Genomic DNA, 25134 nt, shown 5'->3' with positions numbered 1-25134 from the left:
TTTACTCAAGTTTTTGTAAGAATATTTCAAATTTCTTATTTGCTAAAATAATTATATTTAAGTCTATAGTTTCTTGAGATTTAATTTCTTTAATAAAATCAAGAAAATTTCTAACTAAGTTATTATTATTATTATCAATCCATAAATCTAAATCAATAGTTGTTTTAGATTTATTAATTATTTTTATTAATAATCTACGTTGTTTGTCATATAAATCATCTTTTAGCGATTGAATACCGAGGCGTCGCCAAAATGAATCGTTCAATTGCTTATCACAAGCTTTACGTAACCAATCAAGACTAAACATATCGCTTATAGCAAAATAAGCTTTTGCTACCTCTTTATTATTTCCTGAAGTCTGTTTTGTTACATATATAATATCAAATACTGAAATTAAATTGTCAAATGTAGCGATAGTAGCAGCAAATGATTCCTCTACCCCGCTAGTTGTATAATAATTTAATTTTTCTTCAAATCTTATTTTAGTTTCTCCGACTAATAAAGTACCTACTGTTTTTCTTAAGTTTTGTGCAGGAACTCTAAACTCTTCTATAGTTTCACTAATATTAATAGGATGCTTTAAATTTTTAATAAACCACGAAATACCCCGACGCATTAATTTCGTTATTTCGGTAAACATATCGATTTTTACATTGTAATCAATATTAGTAGGTAGCTTACTTATCGTTTCCCATATATAATCAAGATCAAAAATTTCACAAATAATGGTATATGACCTTATTATATCACAAAGAGGAGCCCCAATCTCACGCTTTACAATACTAATAAGCGGTCCTCCAAGTTGATTAATTATTTTATTTATGGTAACAGTTTTAATAATCTCATGTTTAAGAGGATGAGATAAAATTTCATTACGAAACTTTTTTTGCATCATTTCAGGAAAATAATCTATAAGATATGCATCAAAATATTTATCATGAGAAAAAGTAGAATTAAGTAACTCGTGATAAGCCGACCTTTTACTATATGATAGCAACACGCAAAGCTCAGGACGAGTTAGTACTTCACCGCTGATAGCTCTTCTATTCAATTCTTCCGCACTAGGCAAGAATTCATTTTCCCGTTCTAATACTTTTTCTTCTTCTAAAATATCTATAAATTGACTAAGTATATTAACGGTTAAAGTAGGAGATAGTTGCATAATTGTTATTGCTTCGGTTTGCTTATAATTATCAAGCAATACTAACTCTTCAACTTGCTTTGTCATATCATTTAGGAGTTTATTACGTTCTTCTAAAGTAATTTTTCCTGAGGTTACCGCACTACTTAAAGCAATCTTGATATTTACCTCATGATCGGAACAATCAACACCTGCTGAATTATCAATAAAGTCGGCATTTATGCGTCCGCCTTTTTTAGCATATTCAACTCTACCTCTCTGTGATACCCCGACATTACCGCCTTCTGCTATAACTTTTGCTCTAATTTCTTCACCGTTACATCTAAGGTTATCATTTGTTTTATCACCGATTTCTAAATTATTTTCCGTTTTAGCTTTGATATAAGTGCCTATTCCGCCATTCCACAATAAATCAACATCTGCTTTTAAAATAGCTTTAATTAATTCTTCCGGTGATAATTCATTATCATTTATATCAAGTAATTTTTTAATTTCCGGTGATAATTTTATTAATTTACTACTACGTTCAAATACTTTGCCTCCTTTAGAAATAAGCTTAGAATCATAATCGGACCAATTAGAACCCTTTAAATTAAATAAACGCAAACGCTCATTAAAACTTGATACAGGATCAGGGGTAGGATCAATAAATATATGTTTATGATTAAAGGCAGCAACTAACTTAATAGCCTCTGATCTTAGCATACCGTTACCGAACACGTCTCCCGACATATCTCCTATACCTACGACGGTAATAGGATCTATTTGGACATCTAACCCTAAAGTTTTAAAGTGATTAGTTACGGAAATCCAAGCTCCTTTAGAGGTAATAGCCATTTTTTTATGATCGTAACCTGCAGAGCCACCGGAAGCAAAAGCATCATCAAGCCAGTAATTATATTCTCTTGCCACACTATTAGCGTAATCCGAAAATGAAGCTGTACCTTTATCGGCAGCAACCACTAAATAAGGATCTTCTTTATCATAAATAATAACGTCTTTCGGATGTACTACTTTACCGTCAACGATATTATCGGTTATGTCCAGTAAACCTCTCAGGAAATTCTTATAGCATTCTACCACTTTTTCCATATATTCATCACGAGTAAGTCCTTCCTCAGTAAAATGAACATAAAAACCGCCTTTAGAGCCGACAGGGACAATAACGGAATTCTTCGTCATCTGTGCTTTCATAAGTCCAAGGACCTCAAGCCTATAATCTTCTGCTCTATCCGACCATCTAAGTCCTCCGCGTGATACAGGACCGCCTCTTAAATGAACAGCTTCAAAATCCTTAGAGTAAACAAATGCTTCAGCAAACGGAACAGGTTTAGGTAAACCAGGTACTTTTGAAGAATCAAACTTAAATGAAAAAACATGTTTATGCGGTTGATAGTAATTTGTTCTAGTAATAGCATTAATTATACCAAGCATACTACGTAGTACTTTATCTTCACTACTCATCTCAACGGTTACTAAGTAATTATTCAGTTTATCTTGAATTACATCACAATTATTATCAGGATGTTTAGGATTAAATTTTATATCAAACAGATTTACCAACATTTTTGTATATTCGGGATGTTTAAGTAGTGTTAGTTGCACATAACCTTTACCGTAACTAAATCCCGTTTGATGTAAATATCTTGTTAAAGCTTTGACGAGTTTAACTTGCTTCCAATTAAAACCGGCAAGCACTATCAGTTTACTTAAAGAATCATTAGCAAGCATCCCAAGTGCCATTTGATCTAAAGCTTCTTCAACATTTATTTTTAATTCGGTAATATTACCCTTTACCGGTATGATAGAAGTTAAGATAAAATTATATATCCAGCTTTCTTTAATTTCCAGAGCCTCCTTAATTGCAAAAGTTTGTTCATCAATTGCTTTAAAACCTAAATTTTCGATTGGCGGCAATATATTAGAAAGGGCAAGTTTTACTTTTGGACTATATATTTTTAAGTAAAATTCCGTTTCATTTACAGAAACTAGATTAAACATACATTCTTGTGACTTGCTTGCTTCCGTTAAATATTCAATATCTATTAAAGCTATTTCCGGAGAAAATTTTTGTCTATAATCTGCTGGAAAAACATTATCAAAAAGCTTTAAATTAATACCTGCTTGATATTCACCGAATTTTTTAGAAAGCTTAAAATAAAAATCTTCACTCCAACGTGTAGAGATACGATCTAAATCTTGCTGTATTATTTCTGCTTCAAAATTTATTTTATGTTCCCCTTGTGCTTCAAGCGTTACAAAAAGATAAGAAAAATTACCGACTACTTCGGTTATATAGTTGGATAAAATTTTACTACCGAATTTTTCCGCTAAATAACAATCTATCATATTATGTATTTCAGCCGTTAAACGTTCTCGTGGCAGAAAAATTATGATATTAAGAAAAGAACTCGACCAATCATATTGAATAAATAATTTAAGCTTCTTACTCATCATACTTGAGAGCATATGTAAACACATACAATATAAATCGCCTTGATCAATTTGTATTAAAGCTTCTCTCGGTAACGACTCCATTAAAATTCTTAACTTATCGGCATTATAACCGGATAATGCAAAACCGGCTTTCTCAATTACAAAATTAAATTTTTGTCGTAGGATTGGAATATCACTTATTGAATGGTAATACATATTTGAATTATATATGCCGAAAATTATACTTCCTGAAATATATTCGCCCGAAGAGTTAAATTTTTTCACTAAGATATAGTCGATTAAATTATCTGAATGGATAAGCGACGCACTATTTATTTTACCGAGTATTATTAATTGATTTTGATATAAAGGATTAGCAGAACATTTTATAATATCATCAATCTCGTCTTTTACTTCTTGCCATATTTTTGCTGCTCCTATTTCATTGCTTAATTTTAAAGATTTTACCTCAAAATCAAGAGTCCCTAATAAAACCAAATTATCGTTTTGTAGCCAATTTAAGAATTCTTTAGCCTCTTCAAAATTTAATTTATCATTATCAATTATATTTTTAGATAAACCTTGTAATTTTATGAGTAATTGCGGTAAATGGCTATAGCTTTGCTCTAACTCTTCTAATCTTTCATTTATAGCTTCAGTTAAAAATGTAGTAGTTTTATCGTCAAAATTTCCTAAAATGGTTAAATGCAGTATCGATTCTGATTTTTCATCCGACACAGAATTTTCTAATATCTTTTCTAATTCTCCTTTACTATTTCGGACGCAGTTTATTACCGGATGGAGTAAAAACTTAGTTTGCAAATTCATATTTTTAAGCAGACATATAATAAAATCAACAATATGCGGTTTATTATCAAGTAATATCAAGACATTTATTGCCGGATCATTTTCTATAACCGTCTTTGTTATTGCTATTTTTCTTGCTCTTTCTACCCTTTGCTTAAAAAACTTAAAGGCTTCATCTGCAAAATTTTGAAATAGTTTTTCTCTATTCTCAAAATCATAATTTATCGGAATATAATTTAAAAACTTTTGAACAAAATCTATATATATGGAACTTGACTCACGTTCCTTGCTAAGTTCTAGAATTTTAGTTTTATAATTCGGGATTTGACAATTTAAACGACTAAAATTTAAAGAGGTTGTTTTTGGGGTCATGATTTTCTCAAGAATAATATTATATGCTATCATGTACTATCATATGCTATGCTATTATATTATATATTATTTAATAAACAAGAGTGTATAAAATAAATGGAAACGATATTTGCACAAAGCTCTGCATTCGGTAAAGCAGGCGTAGCGGTTTTTAGGATTTCTGGTCCTAAAAGCTTAGAAGTTTTACAGCTACTTACCGGCAGAGCGGACTTTAAACCACGTATCATGTATTATCAACAAATTACAGTTCCCGAAACTAAGGAGCTAATTGATAATGCTATGGTTGTTTATTTTAAATCACCTAACAGCTTTACCGGTGAAGACTTAGTTGAGATTCATACGCACGGCAGTAAAGCTATCTCCATAATGCTTATTAACACATTGTTAAATATAGCTGATATTCGTTTAGCAGAAGCAGGAGAATTTACGAAAAGAGCTTTTTTAAACAATAAGTTTGATTTAACGGCAGCAGAAGGGATAGCCGATTTAATTAATGCTGAAACTATTATGCAGCATAGGCAAGCAATTAGACAGGCAAGCGGTGGACTTGAAGAATTATATAATAACTGGCGTAGCAAGCTTTTAAAAATTATCTCTCTGCTTGAAGCTTATATAGATTTCCCTGATGAAGATATACCTGATAGCGTTCTTAATGACGTTAACAACACTCATAAAAACCTTGTAAACGAAATATCTAATTATCTTAATGATAATAGACGAGGAGAATTACTAAATAGCGGTCTTAAGCTTTCAATTATCGGTCCGCCGAATGTCGGTAAGTCTAGCTTACTAAACTTCTTAATGCAGAGAGATATAGCAATTGTCTCGAATATTGCAGGAACTACTAGAGATATAATTGAAGGTCATTTAGACATTGGCGGCTATCCTATTATTTTACAGGATACGGCAGGTATAAGAGAAGAAAGTAGTGACATTATCGAGCAAGAAGGTATAAAAAGAGCTATTAATTCGGCTAAAACAGCGGATATTAAAATTATTATGTTTGATGCCGAAAAATTAGATTCCTCTATAAATGAAGATATTACAGGTTTAATTGATGAAAATACTATCGTAATAATTAATAAAATCGATTTAATTGAACCTAGTAAAATCTTTTCTATTGAAGATAAATATAAATGCTTAAGAGTTTCAGTAAAAAATAATATTGCTCTTTCAAGTATATTAAAAAATATCGAAAATATTGCCGAAAATATGGCGGGTTTTACCGAAACGCCTTACATAACAAATCAACGTCATCGTCATTATTTAAAACAAGCTCTCTCACATTTAACGGCTTTTAGTTTAGATAATGATTTAGTCCTAGCAACTGAAGATATTAGAATGACGGCACGCTGCATCGGTGCTATTACGGGAGTTATTAACGTAGAAGAAATACTAGGCGAGATCTTTAAAAATTTCTGCATAGGTAAGTAATGTTGTATAGCTCATTCCTGCGGAAGGGCATGGATGTCAACTTAAGGATCGATGTCATTCCTAGCTAAAAGCGGGAATCCAGTAAAAAAAGCATAAACACAGCAAATTTTTGAAATTAAAAGCTCGATTTATCTAGCTTTATGCTGGATTCCCGCTTTCGCGGGAATGACATAAATCTCCAACCACAATCACCCTAACCCATCTCACCCTTTCTCTATATATTAATTTATTTTAACTTTATCTTGACAAAAACATTAACATACTCTAGAAACCACGTTTTATGGTTTTATTAATTAAATTAAAGGAGTAATAATTATGGCACCTGTATTAAATATAAACTTAAACTGTTTCATGCCTATATTTGCAAATGAAATGGTGAGTAGCTTACCTGGAAATACAAAACATACTATTTATAAGTTAGGCAATACTATACTTTCATCAGTATATAATACTGTTAAAGGAAGTTTCACTAACGGTTATTTAGTTGAGAATATAAAATGTAATTGGGCAGGGATCTCTAATCATTTAACAGATGTACCTAACGATTTATCAGCAGTAATTAGGGAGTGTACAGGCATTAAAATCCCTATAAAATCTATTGCTACTTATGGAAACAGTACTAGCGTTATTTTAGAAGAAGGTAAGCACTTACTTCAAAACACTACCTTAGTAGAATTAAAGGAATGCACTACCACTGAAGGCGAAGCTATTTTACAAGAGCATAATGCCAAAATGCTTGTTAATAATTTGAGAGATATTTTAAATCATTCGGAAATAACTTTGAAAAATGCTCAAGAAGCAGGGGTAGAAATTTTTAACTTATTGAATATACCAGTCAAATTCACTACTGATAATCTTAAGGTTATTCTAGATGCTTTCAACGTAACTCTGGACGATATATCCCCTACAGAAGTAGGTAAAAATATTTTAGATTTACTAAGTAAACCTTTCACTGAGGCAACCACTTCCACTACAGAAAAACCTAACGACGATACAAATGGCGGTGGAACGTGGGGCTATGTTATTGGAACAGTAGGATTTATAGCAGCCTCATTGATGGTAGCTAAATATGGATGGGATAGGTATAAGGGAAAAAATATAAAAGATAAAAATTTAGAGTTAGAGGGTGAAAACATAAAGTTAGAGGGTAAAAACATACAGTTACAAAAGGATAATATAAATCTTAGCACACTAATTGAATTTCAAGCTATATTAGATGAAATTATAGAAATTGGAAATTTAACAGATATACTTGCAATACTAAGCAAAACTAATCAAGATACGATAAATTTACATGGTCAAGATTATGATATTTCTCTATTAAAATCAAAAATACAAGGTCTAGATAAAGCAATTATAAAGTTAAATTCTGTCTCTAACATATGTAGTAATATAAATTCTTTAGGTAATACATTACATAAAATATGTGACCTTCTTAATGGAAAGGATACTTTTATTGCTATTAAATCTTTTGCAAATTTAATAAAAGAATCGAGGGAAACGGATATTAAATCCGAAGAACGCAAAAACTGTCTTGAGAAAATATTCGAGACGCTACTTGGAATTGATGAAACCTCAAGCGGAGAATATACTTATATTCCAGAAGAGTTACAAAATCATGAAATGCCATTATTAGCCGATGTATCATCTAGCTCTTCAGTCATAGTAGTATAGAACGTTGTTAGTATAATAACAAACCATCATTGACTTTTTAAAAATTATATATAAAATGATACTTGGAGTAGCAAAGTGCTATTTCGGGGTGTCGAAACCTCTGCCAAAAGTGAGAACATTTCTCACAAAACCGATGTAATCCTCGACTTCACGGTCGGGGAGATATTAGGTATGTCCAGAGCTTAAGGGTTACTATAAGCTTAAAACCTAGTGTGGCTGACTTTTGGCAGTTTTCGACCTCCCCGACCACCAAAAATTATGCTCATTGGTGGTTAAAAAACTTAAAATATTTCAAATTAAGCCTAGGCTGTGTAAAGGAAAATCAATTTAATCTATTTTTGCTTTTTTTGGCTATAAATTATAAGTTTTTTTTGAAATATGGACAACTATTACTGAAAAAATCTTATTAATTTTCGCTTAAAAATTAATTTTCCTTCACATATCCTAGTTACTTTGTAAGTTTAGGCGGTAAATAATTCTCTGTTGAACTTACTTTTTTACCGGTTTTATTTTCTAGGACCGTTTTAGTGTTTTTAGCTATACTTCCTCCTATCTTACTTGTAACCTTATTTTCTTCCATTCCTGTTGCATTATTAGTTTCTGCTACTTGACTAGTAGATAATTCAGCAAGATTCGTATGTATAAATTTCACAACTGATATTAGAAATAAAAAACCTCTAGATAAATAAATTATTAGTTAAGAAATTAATTTACCGATTGACTTTTTGAAAGTTATCTATAAAATGATACTTGAAATAGCAAAATGCTATTTCGGGGCGTAAGAACCTCTTAATCAATGTGGTATTTGTGTCGACCATAAAAATGATGCAATCCTCGGCTTTATTCCGGTCGGGGTTATAATAGTTATGTCCAAGGTTTAAAGCTTAAGCTTAGAACCTAAAGGCTATTATGGCTATCGTTGATGGTTTTCTTACTTCCCCGACCACCAAAGTTAAACTTCGGTGGTTGAAACTTGAGCAATTTAAGTTTAATCAATCGGGAGTAAATATGTCTGACCAAGATACTAAAACCATCTCAAAACTCATCATAGAATTTACTTTAAATGAAAATAAAAAAAATCTAAGAGCCGAGAGATAGCAGATTTACTAGAAAGACCTATAACAAAAAGCGATATCGAAAGAATAGAACAACGCTTAGCAGAATTAGAAAAAATATTTAGTAATGATTTATAGCCTTGAAAATATCATCATCCCATTTTATTAACTACTTACTACAAAAATAAGCACTAAGATAATTTATAGTAACCATTATGATAAATAGTGCAAAACTGTAAAGTTCTATACCCGTTTCATCGTGTAATAAAGTCATTAATGCAAAGAGGTTGATGCTTTAAAAGGAGGAAGAACATACATAATCACGCCCGCCAATATTAGCATGATTATTCCTAAAATAATACCTACTATATTAAATGCATTTATAAAAGCAATATTAACCTCCTTAATTAATTCGTGAGCAAATGAAGGCGGTAATTGTTGAGCAATAATTATTCCTTCACCGATTGAGTCACGAGCTATTTCTGCCATTGATACAGAAACACCGTTAGGGATGACTAGATTGTTACTATATATAAAAGACGTAATACTCACAATAACAGCTATACCTAATACATTACCTAATTCATATGCTGTTTCTTGTAGTGCTGCTGCACCTCCGGATCTCTCTGCCGGCACTACATTCATCATAACTGTTACGGTGGTAGAGAGGCATAGACTACTTCCTATACCAAGCAATCCAAGATATATAGTATTTGATAGTAAATCTCTATAGTCTAATATACTAGGTAAAATCAATGATATAGTAGTAAAGATAAGCCCGCTAAATATTATTATACGTGCAGTAAATCGTGTGAGTAAATATGGCATAACTACAGATGCAATTAAAGCAAAAATTGCTGCAGGCAACATATAAAAACCTGCATACAAAGGACTTAACCCTTTGATAAACTGTAACCATAAAGACATAAGATACATTATGGATCCTAAGACACAAGTAATTAGCAAATAAACTATCACTCCTATACTAAAATTGCTAATTAAGAATAAACGCATATCCACTAACGGATCATCGCTTTTAAGTTGGCGTAAGGTAAATATTATTAGTAACACAATACCAATTAAGAGCATTCCGCCAGATGCTAGATTCATAATACCGTATTTAGCCAACATCTTAATGCCTTGAACTAAAGCTGCCATCCCAAAAAATGATTGAAATACTCCTATCCAATCCCATGGTTCATTACTAGGATTAGATGATTCAGGAATCCAAACTATACCAAAAGCAATAATTACTAATGCAATAGGTGCGTTTATAAAAAATGCAAATTGCCAACTTAAAAGCTCAACCAATACTCCCCCTAGTACGGGTCCTATAGCTGCTCCTACGGTTGCCATTATTCCCCATACGGATATTGCGATCATACGTTCATGTGTATTAGTAAAAATGTTACGCAATATTGATAAAGTGGAAGGCATAATCATTGATCCTCCTAACCCAAGTAAAGCACGACATAATACTAATCCCAATGAGCTATCAAATACATAAACTAACATTGAAGCGATAGAAAAAACTAAAAGCCCCCAAAGTAATAATCTTTTACGACCAAATCTATCTCCTAATGCACCTGCGGTAATTAAAAGACCTGATAATACTAATGCATATGCATTGATTATCCATAATTGTTGTAAATTAGATGGTTTCAAATCAAGAATTATAGTAGGCATAACAGCATGCAAAATTGTAGCATCCATCGATACTAAAAGTAAGCAAATGCTTAAAATAATTAAAATATGCCATCTAAATTTATAAGATTGAGATGATGAATTATCTTTAGTGATATATTCAGTTTGTGAGAATTGTGATATCATATATGATAAGCTATTTAACCAAGGGTTTTACTAAATCTATCTTTTTCGGAAACTATGCGACTGTTAACAAGTAATTTAATTAGCTTTAAAATTTATAGCACAAGTAAATTTAACATCTAAGCATCACCTAGTATGGAAGTCAAGATTTAATCTTACAAGCACAATAACATAAATAAAATTTGATTTTTCTTTCTCAAGCTTATACTTTAATTGGTAAGAGCCTGTTCACAATCTTATTTTAATTAATAATTAAATAGGTTTTTAAACGAAAATTAATAAGATTTTTGTAGGAATAGTTATTCATATTTCAAAAAAAACTTATAATTTGCAGCCAAAAAGACCTGAAATATAGGTAAATTAATTTACTTTCATACATCCTAAGCTACGTACGAAAATTTTTATTTTCATATATTTTTTTTGTCTGTAATACTATTTCACCGATTTTTCTCTGAAAAATCTCTATAGGCGGTAATTCTGTCCAATAACGTGCAACGTGAATACCACTTGCTGACATTTCTAAAAGTTCTACTTGAGCATCTGATTTTTCGGAACAGAGAATAATACCTATCGGGGAATTTTCAGCTTCAAAACATTCATTCTTCTTTAGCCAATTTAAATATAACTCCATTTGACCTTTATATTCCGCTTTAAACTTGCCTGTTTTTAATTCAACTGCTACTAATCTTTTTAATTTTCTATTAAAAAACAGTAAATCTAAATAAAAATGTTCATTATCTATAGTCATACGCTTTTGCCTTGCTACAAAGGAAAAACCGATACCAAGTTCTAAAATAAATTGTTCAATTTGCTGCAATATTGCATTTTCCAAATCACTTTCATAATGTTCATCCGGAAGTTCTAAGAAATCAAGTATGTACGGGTCTTTAAGGATTAAATCAGGCTCTAACTGAGAATTCATTTTTAATAATGATAATACTTGTTCGTTGTTAGGTTTCTGCGATAACTTAGTTCTTTCATATAGCATTTTATCGATATTGCTACGCAACTTCCTAACACTCCAATTTTCTTGTATAGACATATAAGCATAAAAAACTCTTTGATTCTGTTCTTTTAAAGGCAATAACTCAACGATATGACTCCAACTTAATTGTTGCGACACTGTCGCAACAATTTGTTGACCTTGAAAAGATTGATAAAACTGGTTCATCCGCACTAGTGCTGTATAAGTAAATCCTTTACCATATAAAGATGAAAGACCATTAGCTAAGGTTCTAACAATTTCCTGCCCATACTCAGCTCTAGTACTTTTAAGTATTTCTTCCTGAATTCTTTTGCCGATATTCCAATATAACATCGTCATTTCAGAATTAACTTTAATGGCAACTCGTACTTTAGCATTATCAATAAGAACACTAATATCTTTTATTAAATCAGTAGTATTTGCTGTTATTTCATTCATAATGGATTTTCTATTAATAGACTTCCTGCTTAAGTCATCTTATAAAGAGGAATTTGAAGGAGACACGGAACGCAGAACCGCAGCGTACACAAGCGTACGTGAGGATTCGAGTACAGGATCGACGTACAAATTACCTTTAGAAGTGACTTATGCAGGAAGTCTAATATATTTTTTGATACTTTTAGTGTATTTTAAATACTAAAAGTAGTATTTTTGGCTTTTTTATAATAGAATTACTAATCGTATGAATATACATTTCGATACAAAATAAATAAAATTTGCTTTTTTTTTCTCAAGCTTATATTTTAATTGATAAGTTTATAATATGGAAATTTATGTCAAATACAGATAAAGAAAGAGCCATTGCCGCAGCACTCGCACAAATCGAAAAAAGCTACGGTAAAGGTTCGGTAATGAAACTAGGGCAGCGTCCGAATGTTGATATAGAAGCCGTATCTACCGGATCACTTGGGCTAGATATAGCTCTTGGAATCGGCGGTGTTCCTAAAGGTAGAATCATTGAAATTTTCGGTCCTGAAAGCTCAGGTAAAACCACTTTAACGCTACATTTAATTGCCGAAGCACAGAAAAAGGGCGGCACATGTGCCTTTATTGATGCCGAGCATGCCCTTGACCCTGCTTATGCTAAAAAATTAGGCGTAAATATTGATGAGCTTATTATTTCACAACCAGATACAGGTGAACAAGCTCTAGAAATTGCCGATACGTTAATTCGTTCCGGCGGTATTGATATGATAATAATAGATAGTGTTGCGGCTTTAGTACCAAAATCAGAGATTGAGGGCGAGATGGGTGATGCCCAAATGGCTTCTCAAGCAAGATTAATGAGCCAGGCTTTACGTAAACTTACCGCATCAATTAATCGTACCAATTGTATTACTGTTTTCATCAACCAAATCAGAATGAAAATAGGCGTGATGTTCGGCAGTCCTGAAACTACGACAGGCGGTAATGCTTTGAAATTCTATGCTTCTGTTAGGATCGATATAAGAAGAATAGGCTCCATTAAAGATAAAGAAGAAGTAATAGGCAGCCAAACTAAAGTAAAAGTAGTCAAGAACAAAGTATCTCCTCCATTTAAAACTGCAGATTTTGATATAATGTACGGTTCAGGTATTTCAAAAGAAGGCGAGATAATCGACCTTGGAGTTAAGCTTGATATTGTTGAGAAATCCGGCTCTTGGTTTTCCTATAATAACGTACGCATTGGACAAGGACGTGAAAACGTCAAACAATATTTAAAAGAACATCCACAAATTTCCAACGAAATTGAGAAAATCATACGCGAAAAATCGTCAAAAATTACTAATATAAATCTTGATCAAACGGAGGAAGAAAATGATTGATTTAACAGGTAAAACTTCCTTAATTACGGGAGCTTCAGGAGGCATAGGCGGAGCTATAGCGAGATTACTGCACAAACTCGGAAGCTATGTAATTATTAGCGGTAGTAATGAGGAAAAATTAAAATCCCTTGGAAAGGTTTTAAAAGATAATTATACGATAGAAATATGCAACCTTGCAAATAAGGAAGAATGTAGCAATTTAATATCTAAAGCACCAAAGCTAGATATTTTAGTATGTAATGCCGGTATTACTAGTGATACGCTAGCAATTAGAATGAAAGATGAAGATTTTGACAAAGTTATTGATATTAATTTGAAAGCAAATTTTATTTTAAATCGTGAAGCAATAAAAAAAATGATGCAAAACAGGTATGGACGCATTATTAATATATCTTCAATAGTAGGAATTTCAGGCACCCCTGGGCAGGCTAATTATTGTGCTTCTAAAGCAGGTTTAATAGGCATGACCAAATCGCTCTCTTACGAAGTTGCAACCAGAGGAATTACGGTTAATGCAGTAGCTCCAGGATTTATTAAGTCTGATATGACCGATAAACTAAACGAAAAACAAAGAGAAGCCATAGTACAAAAAATTCCGCTAGGTACTTACGGTATGCCGGAAGACGTGGCAAACGCAGTCGCATTTTTAGCAAGCGATCAGGCATCATATATTACCGGCCAAACCATCCACGTAAACGGGGGAATGTTAATGGTGTAAAATTTTGTGCTAGCATAAAATAATTTTTTGTGCTAGAAGTTCTTTTAAAGATAAAATGCTATGAATATTTTAAATAAATATTCATACAGTTAAAATAAAGTCTAATAGCTGAATAACCGCTATTATACGGCATATAAAATTAAATGATTTATGGAGTTCAAAATTATGAGTACAACGGACAAGATCGAACAGAAAGTTATTGAAATGGTTGCTGAAAAGCTAAATAAAGATAAATCGATAATAACTACGGATTCAAGATTTATAGAAGATTTGAAAGCCGATAGTCTTGATACCGTAGAGTTAATGATGGCAATAGAAGTTGAATACGGTATTGATATACCTGATGATGAAGCCACTAAAATTAAAACCGTATCCGATGTTATAAAATATATCAAAGAACGCCAATCTTAATCTGCATAAATTAAATCCCTAATAGATAATTAAAAATGTCGAACCAAAGAGTAAATAAAAGAGTAGTTATTACTGGACTTGGACTTGTTACTCCTGTTGGGCTTAATGTTAGCTCATCTTGGAAAAATATTGTAAATGGGATAAGCGGTATAAAAACTATTACGGAATTTGACACTTCTAAACTTGCGTGTAAAATTGCCGGACTTATAGATAACTCTGAGAAAGATGGATTTAAACTTGAAAACTTCACACAAGCAAATGACGTTAATAGACTAAGTAAAATGGATAAATTTATCCATTACGGAGTAGCAGCCGCAACCGAAGCAGTTGAAGATAGCGGCTGGTTACCCGAAGATGAAAAATCTCGTGATAGAACCGGTTTGATATTAGGCTCAGGAATTGGTGGACTTAAAATGATCGAAGACACCTCTATAAAACTTTTTCAAGAAAATAACGGTAAAGTTAGTCCTTTCTTTATTCCTGCTTCATTAATTAATCTTTTATCCGGTCTTGTTTCTATAAAATACGGTTTTAGCGGTCCAAATCAAGCAGCAGTAACGGCTTGCTCTACAGGAGCACATGCTATAGGCGATGCTATGCGTATGATAAAGCATGGCTATGCCAACGTTATGATCGCAGGCGGTGCAGAAGCTCCGGTTACACCTGTTGGAGTTGCAGGTTTCGTTGCTGCTAGAGCATTATGTACTAAATATAACGATAATCCTGAAAAAGCCTCAAGACCTTGGGATAAAGACCGCAGCGGTTTTGTTATGGGTGAAGGAGCAGGCGTTGTAGTCTTGGAAGAATATGAGCATGCCTTAAATCGAGGGGCTAAAATTTACGGTGAAGTTATAGGATACGGCTCTACAGGTGATGCGTACCATATGACAGCACCGCATCCTGAAGGTAGAGGAGCTTATAGAGCGATGAGAGATGCAATGCTAAATGCAGCTATCACTCCCGATATGATTGATTACATTAATGCACATGGCACTTCTACTAATCTCGGTGATGGAATAGAATTAGCAGCCGTACAAAAATTATTTTTAGAAGCGAATCCCCAAATTTTAATGTCTTCTACTAAATCATCAATAGGACATTTGCTTGGTGCGGCAGGAAGCGTTGAGTTTATCTTTTCAGCTCTTGCAATTCGAGATCAGATTGCACCACCAACTTTAAATTTAGATAACCCTATGGATGAGGTTAAGATAGATTTAGTAAAATTAAAAGCTAGAGAAACTAAAATAGACTACGTGCTTTCCAACTCGTTTGGGTTTGGCGGTACTAATGCTAGCTTAGTCATTAGGAAGATTTGAGCCTACACTGTCATTGCGAGCGACTAAAGGCCTTGCCCGCTTAGATCAGTTTATGTCATTCCCGCATACGCGGGAAGGTGTTGTTGCGTGGTTCAATTTCACCTCTGTTCATCCCGCGACTTGATCGCGGGATCCAGTTAAAAATACTAAAATTATTAGTATTTTTATTGTTTTTTTGGATACCGTGGTCAAGCCACGGTATGACACCGAACGGATTTTTTGGTCCACGCAACAATGCCACGCGGGAATGACATAGAGCAGGTTTCTTGAGCCATGCAACAAAGTATTCAGTCGCTCGCAATGACGAAGTTTGCATACGCATACGCAACAACATCAACAATATATTCCCTTTCATGCCCCCAATTTATTACATAAAAGACGGTAATCTAAGCTTTGCGGATAAAGTAATCTTATCTGATTTAGAACTTTATTTATACAAAGGTGATAAGATTTGTCTTATAGGACGTAACGGCTGCGGAAAATCAAGCTTAATGAAAGTAATATCAGGGGATTATGAACTAGATAACGGCGAACTATTTCAAGATCCTGCAATTACAACCGGCTATTTAAGACAAGATATTTCTATAAAAACTAATCTAACTGTTTACGATTTTATCTTACAACAAACAGATAGTACAAAAGAAATAGATAAATACCAAATCGATATAATTCTAGAAAAATTACAAATCAACGGAACAGATAACTTATCAACCTATTCAGGCGGTCAGCTTAGAAGAGCAAGCCTTGCTAAAGCTTTAATATTAGAGCCAGAAATATTACTACTTGATGAACCAACCAATCATCTAGATATTGAAACGATTGAGTGGCTAGAAGAATTTGTTAAATCTTATAACGGTGCTATTATTTGCGTTAGTCATGATAGAACATTTCTCTCAAATGTTACTAATAAAATTTGGTGGCTTGATAGAGGGATTTTACGTAAATCCGATAAAGGATTTAAATTTTTTGATGAATGGCAAAATGTTATAATAGAGCAAGAAGAAGCAGTGCTTCGGAAATTAAATAAAAAACTATCTCAAGAGAATGAATGGTTAAATGCCGGTGTTACGGCTAGACGTAAGCGGAATCAAAAGAGACTTGCGGAGTTGAAAGCTTTAAGAGTAATAACAAGAGAACAGACTGAAAAACTAGCTAGTTCAAAACAAAGAGTTAGGGCAGAGCTTGCCGAAAATATAGCTAAAAGTAAATTCATTATTGAAGCAGATAATATTAGTTTCAGCTATAAAAATACTAAAATCATTGATAATTTCAGTTTTCGTGTAAAAAAAGGCGAAAAAATCGGCATAATTGGTGCAAATGGCTCAGGCAAATCTACTTTTATCAAATTACTGACAAAACAACTTACACCTGACTTAGGTAAAATTATATATGGCGGTAATTTAGATATTTCATATTTTGATCAACATAGAGAAAAACTAGAGCCTAATCATACATTACAACAAACTTTATGTCCTACAGGCGGTGATCAAGTATTTTTGCCAAACGGTAAAACCATGCATGTTGCTGGTTATTTAAAACAATTCATGTTTAATCCTAAACTACTTAATGCAAAAACCTCTATTCTATCGGGCGGCGAAGCTAATAGATTATTACTTGCAAAAATTCTAATTAACCCTGGAAATCTGTTAATTTTAGATGAACCAACCAATGACCTAGATATGGATAGTCTAGAAATTTTACTAGATATACTTGCAGATTATTCAGACACTTTAATAGTCGTGAGCCATGACCGTGACTTCTTAGATAGGTTAGTTACTAGAACTTTAGTCTTTGCTCAAGGTAAAATTCATGATTTAACAGGAGGTTACGAAGATTATAAACAGTATTTTACTACCTCTCCTATAACTAAAAAAGCTTCAAAACCCCTCTCCTTAATTCCTCAAAAAGAACCTCTAAATAAAAAGCTATCTTATAAATACCAGCGTTTGCTTGAAACATTGCCCAACGATATTGAAAAGCTAGAAATATCCATCAAACACTTAGAAAAAGAACTTGAAGACGTTAATCTATATCTAGATAATCCTCAAAAATATAACCATATTACTAGTCAATTAATTAATGATAAAAAGAAACTAGACGAGTTATTAAATCAATGGCTAGAAATACAAAATTAATTTTTGTTAAAATTTTCTTGACTTAATTATTAATTTTTGTTAACGTTTTGTGGATGATGGAAACACACATAAGAAGGTTATTGTGAGTAAAATTACGAATAAAGAATATCCACAAAAAGAAAAAACAACTGATCCTCAAGCACTTAATGATATCAAAGTTATTCTTGCTCAAATTACCGCTACTAATAATCCTGCAGAGTTAAGTAGATTAGTAAGTGCAGCTCGAAATATTAAATCTGATAGTTCTTTTATTAATGATATAGCAGAAAAAGTAGAGGCTATGGCATTAAAAAAGCAAGAACTAGCAGAAAGCCAGCTTAATTCTGACATTACTCAAAAAGAGCTAGAACGGTTAGAAAAACAAAGGGAACGGGAAGAAGCAATAATACAATATAAAATGGAAGCTGCAAGACAAATTCAGGAACTTAATGCTATTCATGATAGATTTACGAGCAAATTAGAAGAATATAAAAAATTATCTCCTCCTATAGAAACAATGGTTAAAACAAATGAAAAGGGAGAAGAGATAATCGATGAACAGGCGATTAATAAAAATATTTTAACTAAAGAAGAAATAGAAGAGCGTAGACAAAAACTTGCAGGACTTAAAGAGGAACAAGAAGAAGTAAATATAATACTTAAAAAAACTAATGAAGAAAAAGAGATTATAGAAAAAGAGATTAATGATTTAACTGAGAAATTAAAAGATAAAAATTTATTACCTGAACAAATTAAAGAATTAGAAGAGAATTTAAAAGTAAAGAAAGAAAATCTAGCAGTTAAAAACACTGTAGTAAAAGAAGCTAGAAAAGTTCAAAAGCACGTTCAAGAAGAAATAGAAAGTGTTAAGGTATTTCATCAAGAAAACCAAGAAAAAATAAATAAGCTTAGAGATGCTATAGAGAAATCAAAAAATACTCTAGATCCTAACAAACATCAAGAATTTAAACAGAAGCATTCTTTACTCAATAACCAACAGGAAGCAATAGTCAATAATAAAAATTTAAGCAGTGAAGATCAAGATATACGTAAAAATATATGTAGTAAAATTAATACTCAACGTGAAGCAAATAGAATAAAAGATTCTTTAAATAACCCAATAGCTACCACAAAGAATCACCAAGTTGAGCAAAGTAATCAAGTTCAACAAAAAAAACAAAATAACGTGTGGATAAGATAAAATTTAACAAATAAAATATAGGAGAAAATATGAGTAAACAAAGTAATGATATGGAGACATTAGCAGCATTACAAAGAATTAAAGCTAAAACAACAACTTTATCAAAGGAAATAAAATCTAAACCTGTGACAAGTATGGTAACTACCGAAACACCAAATTTAATAAACGATCAGACTTTTAATAATGATTATGAAGCTCAGCAAACAAAACTTGCCGGCAAAGGTGCTAAAAAAGGCGTATGTGAAATAATATAACATTCTAAGAGTGTAACTATATAGTTGCAGCTCTTGTATCATTTTGAATTAAGCAGGAGAGGCCTATTGCCTGTATTTTTTCTGACAATTTAAAGCTAATATCACCTGGGAATATTACATTAATTTGATCAAGTTTTAAATCTTCTAAGGATATTTGCATTGATTTTAGAAATATTATAAGCTTCTGCGAATTGTTTAGAAAGGGTAGTTTTTCCACACTGTCTTGGTCCTAACAAAGCACAAACTTTATGAGTTTTAAAATGTTTTATTATTGATGAAAGGAATTGTTTTCTAAGCATTTAAACTAGTATAATTCGAAGTAAAATGAAGAATCAGTAGACGAAGGTCAATTTCAAAAAGAGTAATCGGTTCACAAGGCGAGAGGAGCGGAGCGTATACTTAATACGTGAGAACCGTAGCTCTTGTAGAACGACAACGCCAATTTTTGAAATTCACCGAGTATACCATGAAAATTAGAAATTAAGCTTCTAATTTTCAGTATAAAAAGAAAAAGTGATAAAGTCAAAAAGCTTTTTCTCGTTCTGCAACTATAATAGCATGTATTTTTTTAAGCGTCTGGTCGAAATCATCGTTAGTAATTACATAATCGTACTCATTAGCATGTGACATTTCGTTTTGTGCCGACTGCATACGTAATTTTATTGCTTCTTCATTATCGGTCGCTCTATTTCTTAAGCGTTGCTCCAGTATTTCAATACTAGGAGGCAATATAAATATAGCAACAACATTAGTAGCATTTTTCTTAATGCTCTTTGCTCCTTGCCAATCAATATCAAACAAAACGTCCAAGCCTTGATTTAATAACATTTCGACATATTCTTTAGGCGTACCGTAATAATTATCGTATATTTTAGCATATTCAAGAAATTTATTCTGCTTAACTAATTCTTCAAATTCTAGCTTGGTCTTAAAGTAATAGTTTATGCCCTCTACTTCTCCTGGACGAGGTTTTCTTGTAGTTGCCGAAATAGATAAACGCAAATTATTATCTATTTTCAATAATGCTTTAGCTAAACTTGACTTACCCGTACCTGAAGGGGAAGATAAAATTATAATCAGTCCTTTATTTTTTATTGTCATATTTTATGTTTTATTTCGTAGGTACAGCATATTTCAGAAATATTCAGACAAGATGAATTTAAATGCAAGCCTGCGAAAGCAGTAGATAAACTACGTGAGTACAGCCAAATCATACAAAATTCGCTTGCATCAAGCTTTATGAATTATGTCGTACTTTTCTTTTTATTACCTCATCCATAGTACAATTAAAGTATTTTGCTATTTTTAAGATTGTATCTATTTCAGGATTGAATTCACGATTAGCTTCCGCTCTCATAATTCTACTAACAGTTGTATAAGGAATATTAGTGACTTCGGCAAGATATTTACGATCTATCTTTTCTTGTTTTAATTTTTCTTCTAAAAATTCTTTCACTTTAGTAGCAAGTGCCATATTAATAACCTCTGAATAAATAAAGGATAGATATATACAAAGTTTGGCGAGTATTACCAGCATTGTTACATGGATCGAAAAGCCTACTCAATGTCATCCCCGCATAGGCAGAGCTTTGTTGCATGGCTCGTTTTATGTCATTCCGCGGAGGCGGGAATCCAAGGCTTTGGGATGTCATCCCGTGGCTTGACCACGGGATCTAAAAATAATAAATTAGATACCTCGATCAAGTCGCGGTATGACAAAGAACTGGATCCCCGCCTACGCGGGGATGACAATTGAGTAGATTTTCCGATCCACGCGGGAATGACATCGCACGGGTTTTTCGAGCCATACAACAACGAGTATTACCAAACATTTTTTATAATTATAGGTAATTTATAAGATCTTATAATTACCAAATCAAACCTGATATTATAATTTCTATATTTAGAATTGCTACTTAAAAACATTTCAGCAACCCTAGTAATTCTTCTTTGCTGATTGAAAGATACAAATCTATCATCAATTTTAGAGCTTCTTGCTTTGACTTCAATAAAAACAATCTCTTTATTACGTAACGCAATAATATCTATTTCACCGACATAATAACGTTTTCTATGATGCAGTATTTGATAAAATTTTAATTTATAGATTATTATACAAATATATTCGGCAATAATACCGAAATAATCCTTTCTCATTATTCCTTAGGTAACAATACTTGCACAAATTCCGTTTTAGATAGATCAGCTGCTACATTTACCATAACATCGTGTTCCGTAACTTTAGACACATAACCCACTAAAATACCTGCAGGATAAATATTACCGTGTCCGGAGGTTACTATCTCCTCATCTTTTTGTACTAAATGATTATTAGGCAAGTATAAAATTTTACTATTATTATTATTACCTGCTAAAATACCTTGTTCTCTTGAAGAATTAGCTTTAATAGGTATTCTAGAATTAACATCGCTAATTAACATTACTTTAGCATAATTATTACTCACTTCTATTACTTTTCCTATTAATTTTCCTGAATTAACAACGATTTGATCAGGTTCAATGCCTTGCTTTTTACCTGCAGAAATCAAAGCAGTTCTAGAAAAGGGATTAAAGTAAACACTAAGTAATTTAGTAGTAATGTATTCAAATTCTTCTTCCTCAGCAATCGTTAACAAATCTTTTAATGCAATATTTTCAGCTCTTACCGATTCTACTTCACTTTGCAAATGTTGTAATCTTGCTATTTCAAGTTTAAGTTCTATATTTTTTCGTTCTAAATCTTGAAAATAAACAAATTTTTGTGTTATTGAATTTATATATTCAAATATATCTTCATAAACTGCTAAACCGGTTGATACTATACTACCGGTTATCTCAAGTGATATACTAGATATTTTTTTAGGCGTAGTAAAAAATAAATATACAGACAATCCAAGCCCAAATATAACAAAAAAACGCTTAAGAGTATTCGATATTATTCTTATTAATTCTAATGAATTTGAAGAATTTTTTACTCTATTTGCAAGTATTGCCATTTTTAATCCTGTTTAAATAGTACATGTTTTAGCTTTGTAAAATCTTCAAGTACTTTTCCTGTTCCAAGTGCCACGCAAGAGAGGGCATCATCTGCAACTATTACCGGCAATTTAGTGGCTTCACTAAGGACAAAGTCAAGATTTCGTAATAATGAGCCGCCGCCTGTTAAAACAATTCCCTTATCAACTATATCCGAAGATAACTCAGGAGGCGTTGCTTCTAGTGCTACTTTTACCGCTTCAACAATTTGACTTACCGGTTCAATTAGACTATCAGCAATTTGTCTTTCGTTCAATATCATTTCTTTAGGAATACCGTAAATTAAATCACGTCCTTTAATTTCCATTTTTCTCGGTTCAGCGTTTTCATCTACATAAGCCGTACCTATTTCTTGCTTTATCTTTTCAGCAGTAGCCTCACCTATCAATAGGTTATAGTGCCTCCTTATATATGAGATAATAGCTTCATCCATCTTATCACCGCCGACTCTTACCGACCTTGCATATACTATGCCCCCTAGTGATAAAACTGCAACTTCCGTAGTGCCTCCTCCAATATCAACAATCATCGAACCGGTCGCTTCCGTTACGGGTAGCCCTGCTCCGATCGCTGCCGCCATAGGTTCTTCAATTAAATAGACATCCCTACCCCCTGCACTTTCTGCTGCTTCTTGAATAGCACGACGCTCAACCGGCGTAGAACCGGAAGGTACACAAATAACAATTGTCGGACCAAAAAAAGAGCGATGATTATGCACCATTCTAATAAAATACTTTATCATTTCCTCTGCACCCTTAAAATCGGCAATAACACCGTCTTTTAAAGGTCTTTTTGCTTCAATATCCGTAGGAGTACGCCCAAGCATCATTTTTGCTTCATGACCATAAGCATAAGGCACAAAAGCACCGTCTTTTTTTATTAACGCAATAACAGAAGGTTCCCTTAGAACAATTCCACGACTTTTTTGATAGACAATAGTATTTGCCGTACCAAGATCTATGGCCATACCGGAAGAAAACCCTTCCAAAAATTTCATTATCATTTTATTTTTTCTCTCTAAATTCTAAAAACGCTTCTATGGGACTGTTTATTTTATTAACAGTCCCATAGTAAATAAAAATTTAATTATAGACGAAGTTTAATTTGGAAAAGAGCAAGAAGCCTCGGAATTTTTGACCGCAGCGTAGGATACTACGTGAGGATCAAAAATGAGAAGCGACGCAGCCAATTTTTCAAATTAAACGAGTATATATTAAATTTCCTTATAATGTAAAATAATAAAGTTACTAATAAAAAATATTAGCATACTAGGCAATAAAATAGCAGCAATTAAAGACAAATTATTATAAGTAAGTATTTTTAATAATATTTCTGATAACGAATATGCTATAAAACCTAAAAATAAACCTAATATCAGTATTTTTTCTTGGGAATTATCACACTGTTTAAGACTAATAAAACAACTTGCTAAAATTACGGTTGCCATCATCATTATAGGCTTAAATAATTGCTTGTAATAATAAATTTGATAATTAATAGCCGGTAAACCTGAATTTAATAATTCATTAATTAATTTAGGTAAAGCCCAAATAGAAACCATTTCAGGACGAATAAATTTATTTACTAAACTATTAATTGATAAATTTGTCTGTATAGTTAAATTATTGTAAGCCTTAGTTTCCTCTTTTGTAAAAACCTTAACTCTATTTAAATGTAACATTTTATTTTCAATAATACCGTATAATGCATCAATTCTCTTTAAAAAAGAATTATTACTATCAACAAATAAAATTGTAATATTATTTAATTTTTTCTCGGCAATATTAATAAACTGTGTTTGGATAATTTGATTTTCATCATTTAAAGATTCAAAAAATAATAAACCTGATTTAGATATTATACCCTCACTCAAGGCTTTTTTAGTTAGTTTTGCTTCTAATAACTCATATTTTTGTAAGCCTATAGTACCGATAGGATTCAATATAGTCGTAAAAACTATACCTAAAATTAAAGTTACAATACATGGAATAACAAGCACTTGCCAAATATGAATACCGCTAGATAACATAGCCGTTAATTCATTATTTTTTGTTAGATTTCTAAGAAAAAATAACATAGAGGTAAAACTAATTAACGCAGATACTTGACCTAGTAAATAAGGAATCTTATATAAAATAAGTCTCCAAAAAAAACTAAAATGAACATAAATATTTTTGAATTTTTGTAAAAAATCAAAAATATTTGAGATGATTAATAGCCCGATTAAAAGAAATAATATAATAAAGAAACACTTAGAATATAATTTAGTAAGATACCAAGAAAGTGTTTTTAGATTAATCATTATAAATTCAGTGCTAATACGAATTTAAATAAGAATTTGTGTGGTGGGGCTGGTAGGACTTGAACCTACGACCACACCGTTATGAGCGGCGTGCTCTAACCAACTGAGCTACAGCCCCTTTTCATTTGAAATTTATATAATTATTATGCCGTTAAGTCTAGTAAAATTTTTATATTTTTGAGGTATTGTCTAAAAAACAGGACAATGTGGATCAGTTTTTTCGTCATTGCAAGCGACTAAAGGCAT

General features: G+C 32.1%; 22 protein-coding genes, 1 tRNA gene and 2 pseudogenes. 12 read left to right on the top strand and 13 right to left on the bottom strand.

Going from position 1 to position 25134, the window contains the following annotated elements; translation table 11 throughout:
- Position 1 precedes the first annotated feature (1 nt).
- Positions 2-4756, bottom strand: coding sequence for an NAD-glutamate dehydrogenase (locus AC5587_RS00755; protein ID WP_499162537.1), 4755 nt, complete (start codon positions 4754-4756; stop codon positions 2-4).
- Between the two features lie 96 nt (positions 4757-4852).
- Between AC5587_RS00755 and mnmE the strand changes: the two genes are divergently transcribed.
- Both mnmE and srfE read left to right on the top strand, forming a co-directional pair.
- Complete coding sequence (gene mnmE, locus AC5587_RS00750) at positions 4853-6190, top strand: tRNA uridine-5-carboxymethylaminomethyl(34) synthesis GTPase MnmE (RefSeq protein ID WP_499162536.1); 1338 nt, start codon at positions 4853-4855, stop codon at positions 6188-6190.
- A gap of 315 nt (positions 6191-6505) precedes the next feature.
- A complete protein-coding gene (srfE, locus tag AC5587_RS00745; protein ID WP_499162535.1) occupies positions 6506-7864 on the top strand; it encodes an SrfE family effector protein in 1359 nt (452 codons plus the stop codon).
- A gap of 448 nt (positions 7865-8312) precedes the next feature.
- Here the strand turns inward: srfE and AC5587_RS00740 are convergent, their stop codons facing one another.
- Positions 8313-8516, bottom strand: a complete 204-nt coding sequence (locus AC5587_RS00740; protein ID WP_499162534.1) for a hypothetical protein — start codon at positions 8514-8516, stop codon at positions 8313-8315.
- A gap of 257 nt (positions 8517-8773) precedes the next feature.
- Here AC5587_RS00740 and AC5587_RS00735 point away from each other — a divergent pair, with 257 nt between their 5' ends.
- On the top strand, positions 8774-8962 hold the full coding sequence (locus AC5587_RS00735; RefSeq protein ID WP_499162533.1) for a hypothetical protein: 189 nt from the start codon (positions 8774-8776) through the stop codon (positions 8960-8962).
- A 230-nt stretch (positions 8963-9192) separates the two neighbouring features.
- Here AC5587_RS00735 and AC5587_RS00730 read toward each other — a convergent pair whose 3' ends face one another.
- Together AC5587_RS00730 and AC5587_RS00725 are read right to left on the bottom strand one after the other, a co-directional pair.
- Positions 9193-10749, bottom strand: coding sequence for an MFS transporter (locus AC5587_RS00730; RefSeq protein ID WP_499162532.1), 1557 nt, complete (start codon positions 10747-10749; stop codon positions 9193-9195).
- Between the two features lie 382 nt (positions 10750-11131).
- Entirely contained in the window at positions 11132-12169 is a 1038-nt protein-coding gene (locus AC5587_RS00725; protein WP_499162531.1) for a PDDEXK nuclease domain-containing protein, read from the bottom strand.
- 1 nt (position 12170) lies between these two features.
- On the opposite strand from AC5587_RS00725, the pseudogene AC5587_RS00720 reads away from it, so the two are divergent.
- The 5 genes and pseudogenes from AC5587_RS00720 to fabF form a co-directional block, all read left to right on the top strand.
- Positions 12171-12320 (top strand): annotated as a pseudogene (locus tag AC5587_RS00720) (palindromic element RPE1 domain-containing protein); the annotation flags it as partial.
- A 184-nt stretch (positions 12321-12504) separates the two neighbouring features.
- Positions 12505-13536, top strand: a complete 1032-nt coding sequence (recA, locus tag AC5587_RS00715) for a recombinase RecA (RefSeq protein ID WP_023507152.1) — start codon at positions 12505-12507, stop codon at positions 13534-13536.
- Positions 13529-14254, top strand: a complete 726-nt coding sequence (fabG, locus tag AC5587_RS00710) for a 3-oxoacyl-ACP reductase FabG (RefSeq protein ID WP_499162530.1) — start codon at positions 13529-13531, stop codon at positions 14252-14254. Before recA ends, fabG begins: the two co-directional genes overlap by 8 nt.
- Positions 14255-14404: 150 nt before the next feature.
- Positions 14405-14665, top strand: a complete 261-nt coding sequence (gene acpP / locus AC5587_RS00705) for an acyl carrier protein (RefSeq protein WP_008579292.1) — start codon at positions 14405-14407, stop codon at positions 14663-14665.
- A gap of 35 nt (positions 14666-14700) precedes the next feature.
- A complete protein-coding gene (gene fabF / locus AC5587_RS00700) occupies positions 14701-15981 on the top strand; it encodes a beta-ketoacyl-ACP synthase II (protein ID WP_499162529.1) in 1281 nt (426 codons plus the stop codon).
- Positions 15982-16056: 75 nt separating this feature from the next.
- On the opposite strand, the pseudogene AC5587_RS00695 reads toward fabF, so the two are convergent.
- Positions 16057-16213, bottom strand: a pseudogene (locus AC5587_RS00695) (MFS transporter); the annotation flags it as partial.
- A 121-nt stretch (positions 16214-16334) separates the two neighbouring features.
- On the opposite strand from AC5587_RS00695, the gene AC5587_RS00690 reads away from it, so the two are divergent.
- The 3 genes from AC5587_RS00690 to AC5587_RS00680 all read left to right on the top strand — a co-directional run bounded on the left by AC5587_RS00690 (position 16335) and on the right by AC5587_RS00680 (position 19550).
- Positions 16335-18116, top strand: coding sequence for an ABC-F family ATP-binding cassette domain-containing protein (locus AC5587_RS00690; RefSeq protein ID WP_499162528.1), 1782 nt, complete (start codon positions 16335-16337; stop codon positions 18114-18116).
- 82 nt (positions 18117-18198) lie between these two features.
- Complete coding sequence (locus AC5587_RS00685; RefSeq protein ID WP_499162527.1) at positions 18199-19296, top strand: hypothetical protein; 1098 nt, start codon at positions 18199-18201, stop codon at positions 19294-19296.
- A gap of 29 nt (positions 19297-19325) precedes the next feature.
- Positions 19326-19550 (top strand): hypothetical protein, encoded by a 225-nt coding sequence (locus AC5587_RS00680; protein ID WP_499162526.1) that lies wholly within the window; start codon positions 19326-19328, stop codon positions 19548-19550.
- Positions 19551-19678: 128 nt separating this feature from the next.
- Here AC5587_RS00680 and AC5587_RS00675 read toward each other — a convergent pair whose 3' ends face one another.
- From AC5587_RS00675 to AC5587_RS00665, 3 genes are all read right to left on the bottom strand, one after another.
- Entirely contained in the window at positions 19679-19849 is a 171-nt protein-coding gene (locus AC5587_RS00675) for an AAA family ATPase (protein WP_499162525.1), read from the bottom strand.
- Positions 19850-20072: 223 nt separating this feature from the next.
- On the bottom strand, positions 20073-20651 hold the full coding sequence (gmk, locus tag AC5587_RS00670; RefSeq protein WP_499162524.1) for a guanylate kinase: 579 nt from the start codon (positions 20649-20651) through the stop codon (positions 20073-20075).
- A gap of 136 nt (positions 20652-20787) precedes the next feature.
- Positions 20788-21024 carry a helix-turn-helix transcriptional regulator gene (locus tag AC5587_RS00665; RefSeq protein WP_039595196.1) on the bottom strand — a complete coding sequence of 79 codons (237 nt, stop codon included), beginning with the start codon at positions 21022-21024 and terminating at the stop codon, positions 20788-20790.
- Between the two features lie 90 nt (positions 21025-21114).
- Here AC5587_RS00665 and AC5587_RS00660 point away from each other — a divergent pair, with 90 nt between their 5' ends.
- On the top strand, positions 21115-21306 hold the full coding sequence (locus tag AC5587_RS00660) for a palindromic element RPE4 domain-containing protein (protein WP_499162523.1): 192 nt from the start codon (positions 21115-21117) through the stop codon (positions 21304-21306).
- 65 nt (positions 21307-21371) lie between these two features.
- Here AC5587_RS00660 and AC5587_RS00655 read toward each other — a convergent pair whose 3' ends face one another.
- The 5 genes from AC5587_RS00655 to AC5587_RS00635 all read right to left on the bottom strand — a co-directional run bounded on the left by AC5587_RS00655 (position 21372) and on the right by AC5587_RS00635 (position 25006).
- Positions 21372-21707, bottom strand: coding sequence for a YraN family protein (locus AC5587_RS00655; protein ID WP_499162522.1), 336 nt, complete (start codon positions 21705-21707; stop codon positions 21372-21374).
- On the bottom strand, positions 21707-22546 hold the full coding sequence (gene mreC, locus AC5587_RS00650) for a rod shape-determining protein MreC (protein WP_410526890.1): 840 nt from the start codon (positions 22544-22546) through the stop codon (positions 21707-21709). Before mreC ends, AC5587_RS00655 begins: the two co-directional genes overlap by 1 nt.
- Positions 22547-22548: 2 nt before the next feature.
- Complete coding sequence (locus AC5587_RS00645) at positions 22549-23589, bottom strand: rod shape-determining protein (protein ID WP_410526891.1); 1041 nt, start codon at positions 23587-23589, stop codon at positions 22549-22551.
- Between the two features lie 210 nt (positions 23590-23799).
- Complete coding sequence (locus AC5587_RS00640) at positions 23800-24888, bottom strand: LptF/LptG family permease (protein WP_499162521.1); 1089 nt, start codon at positions 24886-24888, stop codon at positions 23800-23802.
- A gap of 41 nt (positions 24889-24929) precedes the next feature.
- Positions 24930-25006: transfer RNA gene (locus AC5587_RS00635), tRNA-Ile, on the bottom strand.
- Between the last annotated feature and the right edge of the window lie 128 nt (positions 25007-25134).

It is taken from the genome of Rickettsia endosymbiont of Hedychridium roseum, from assembly GCF_964028255.1.
Lineage (GTDB): Bacteria > Pseudomonadota > Alphaproteobacteria > Rickettsiales > Rickettsiaceae > Rickettsia > Rickettsia asembonensis.
The sequence above is the reverse complement of the archived record's forward strand: the minus strand, read 5'-3'. Positions and strand labels throughout refer to the sequence as shown.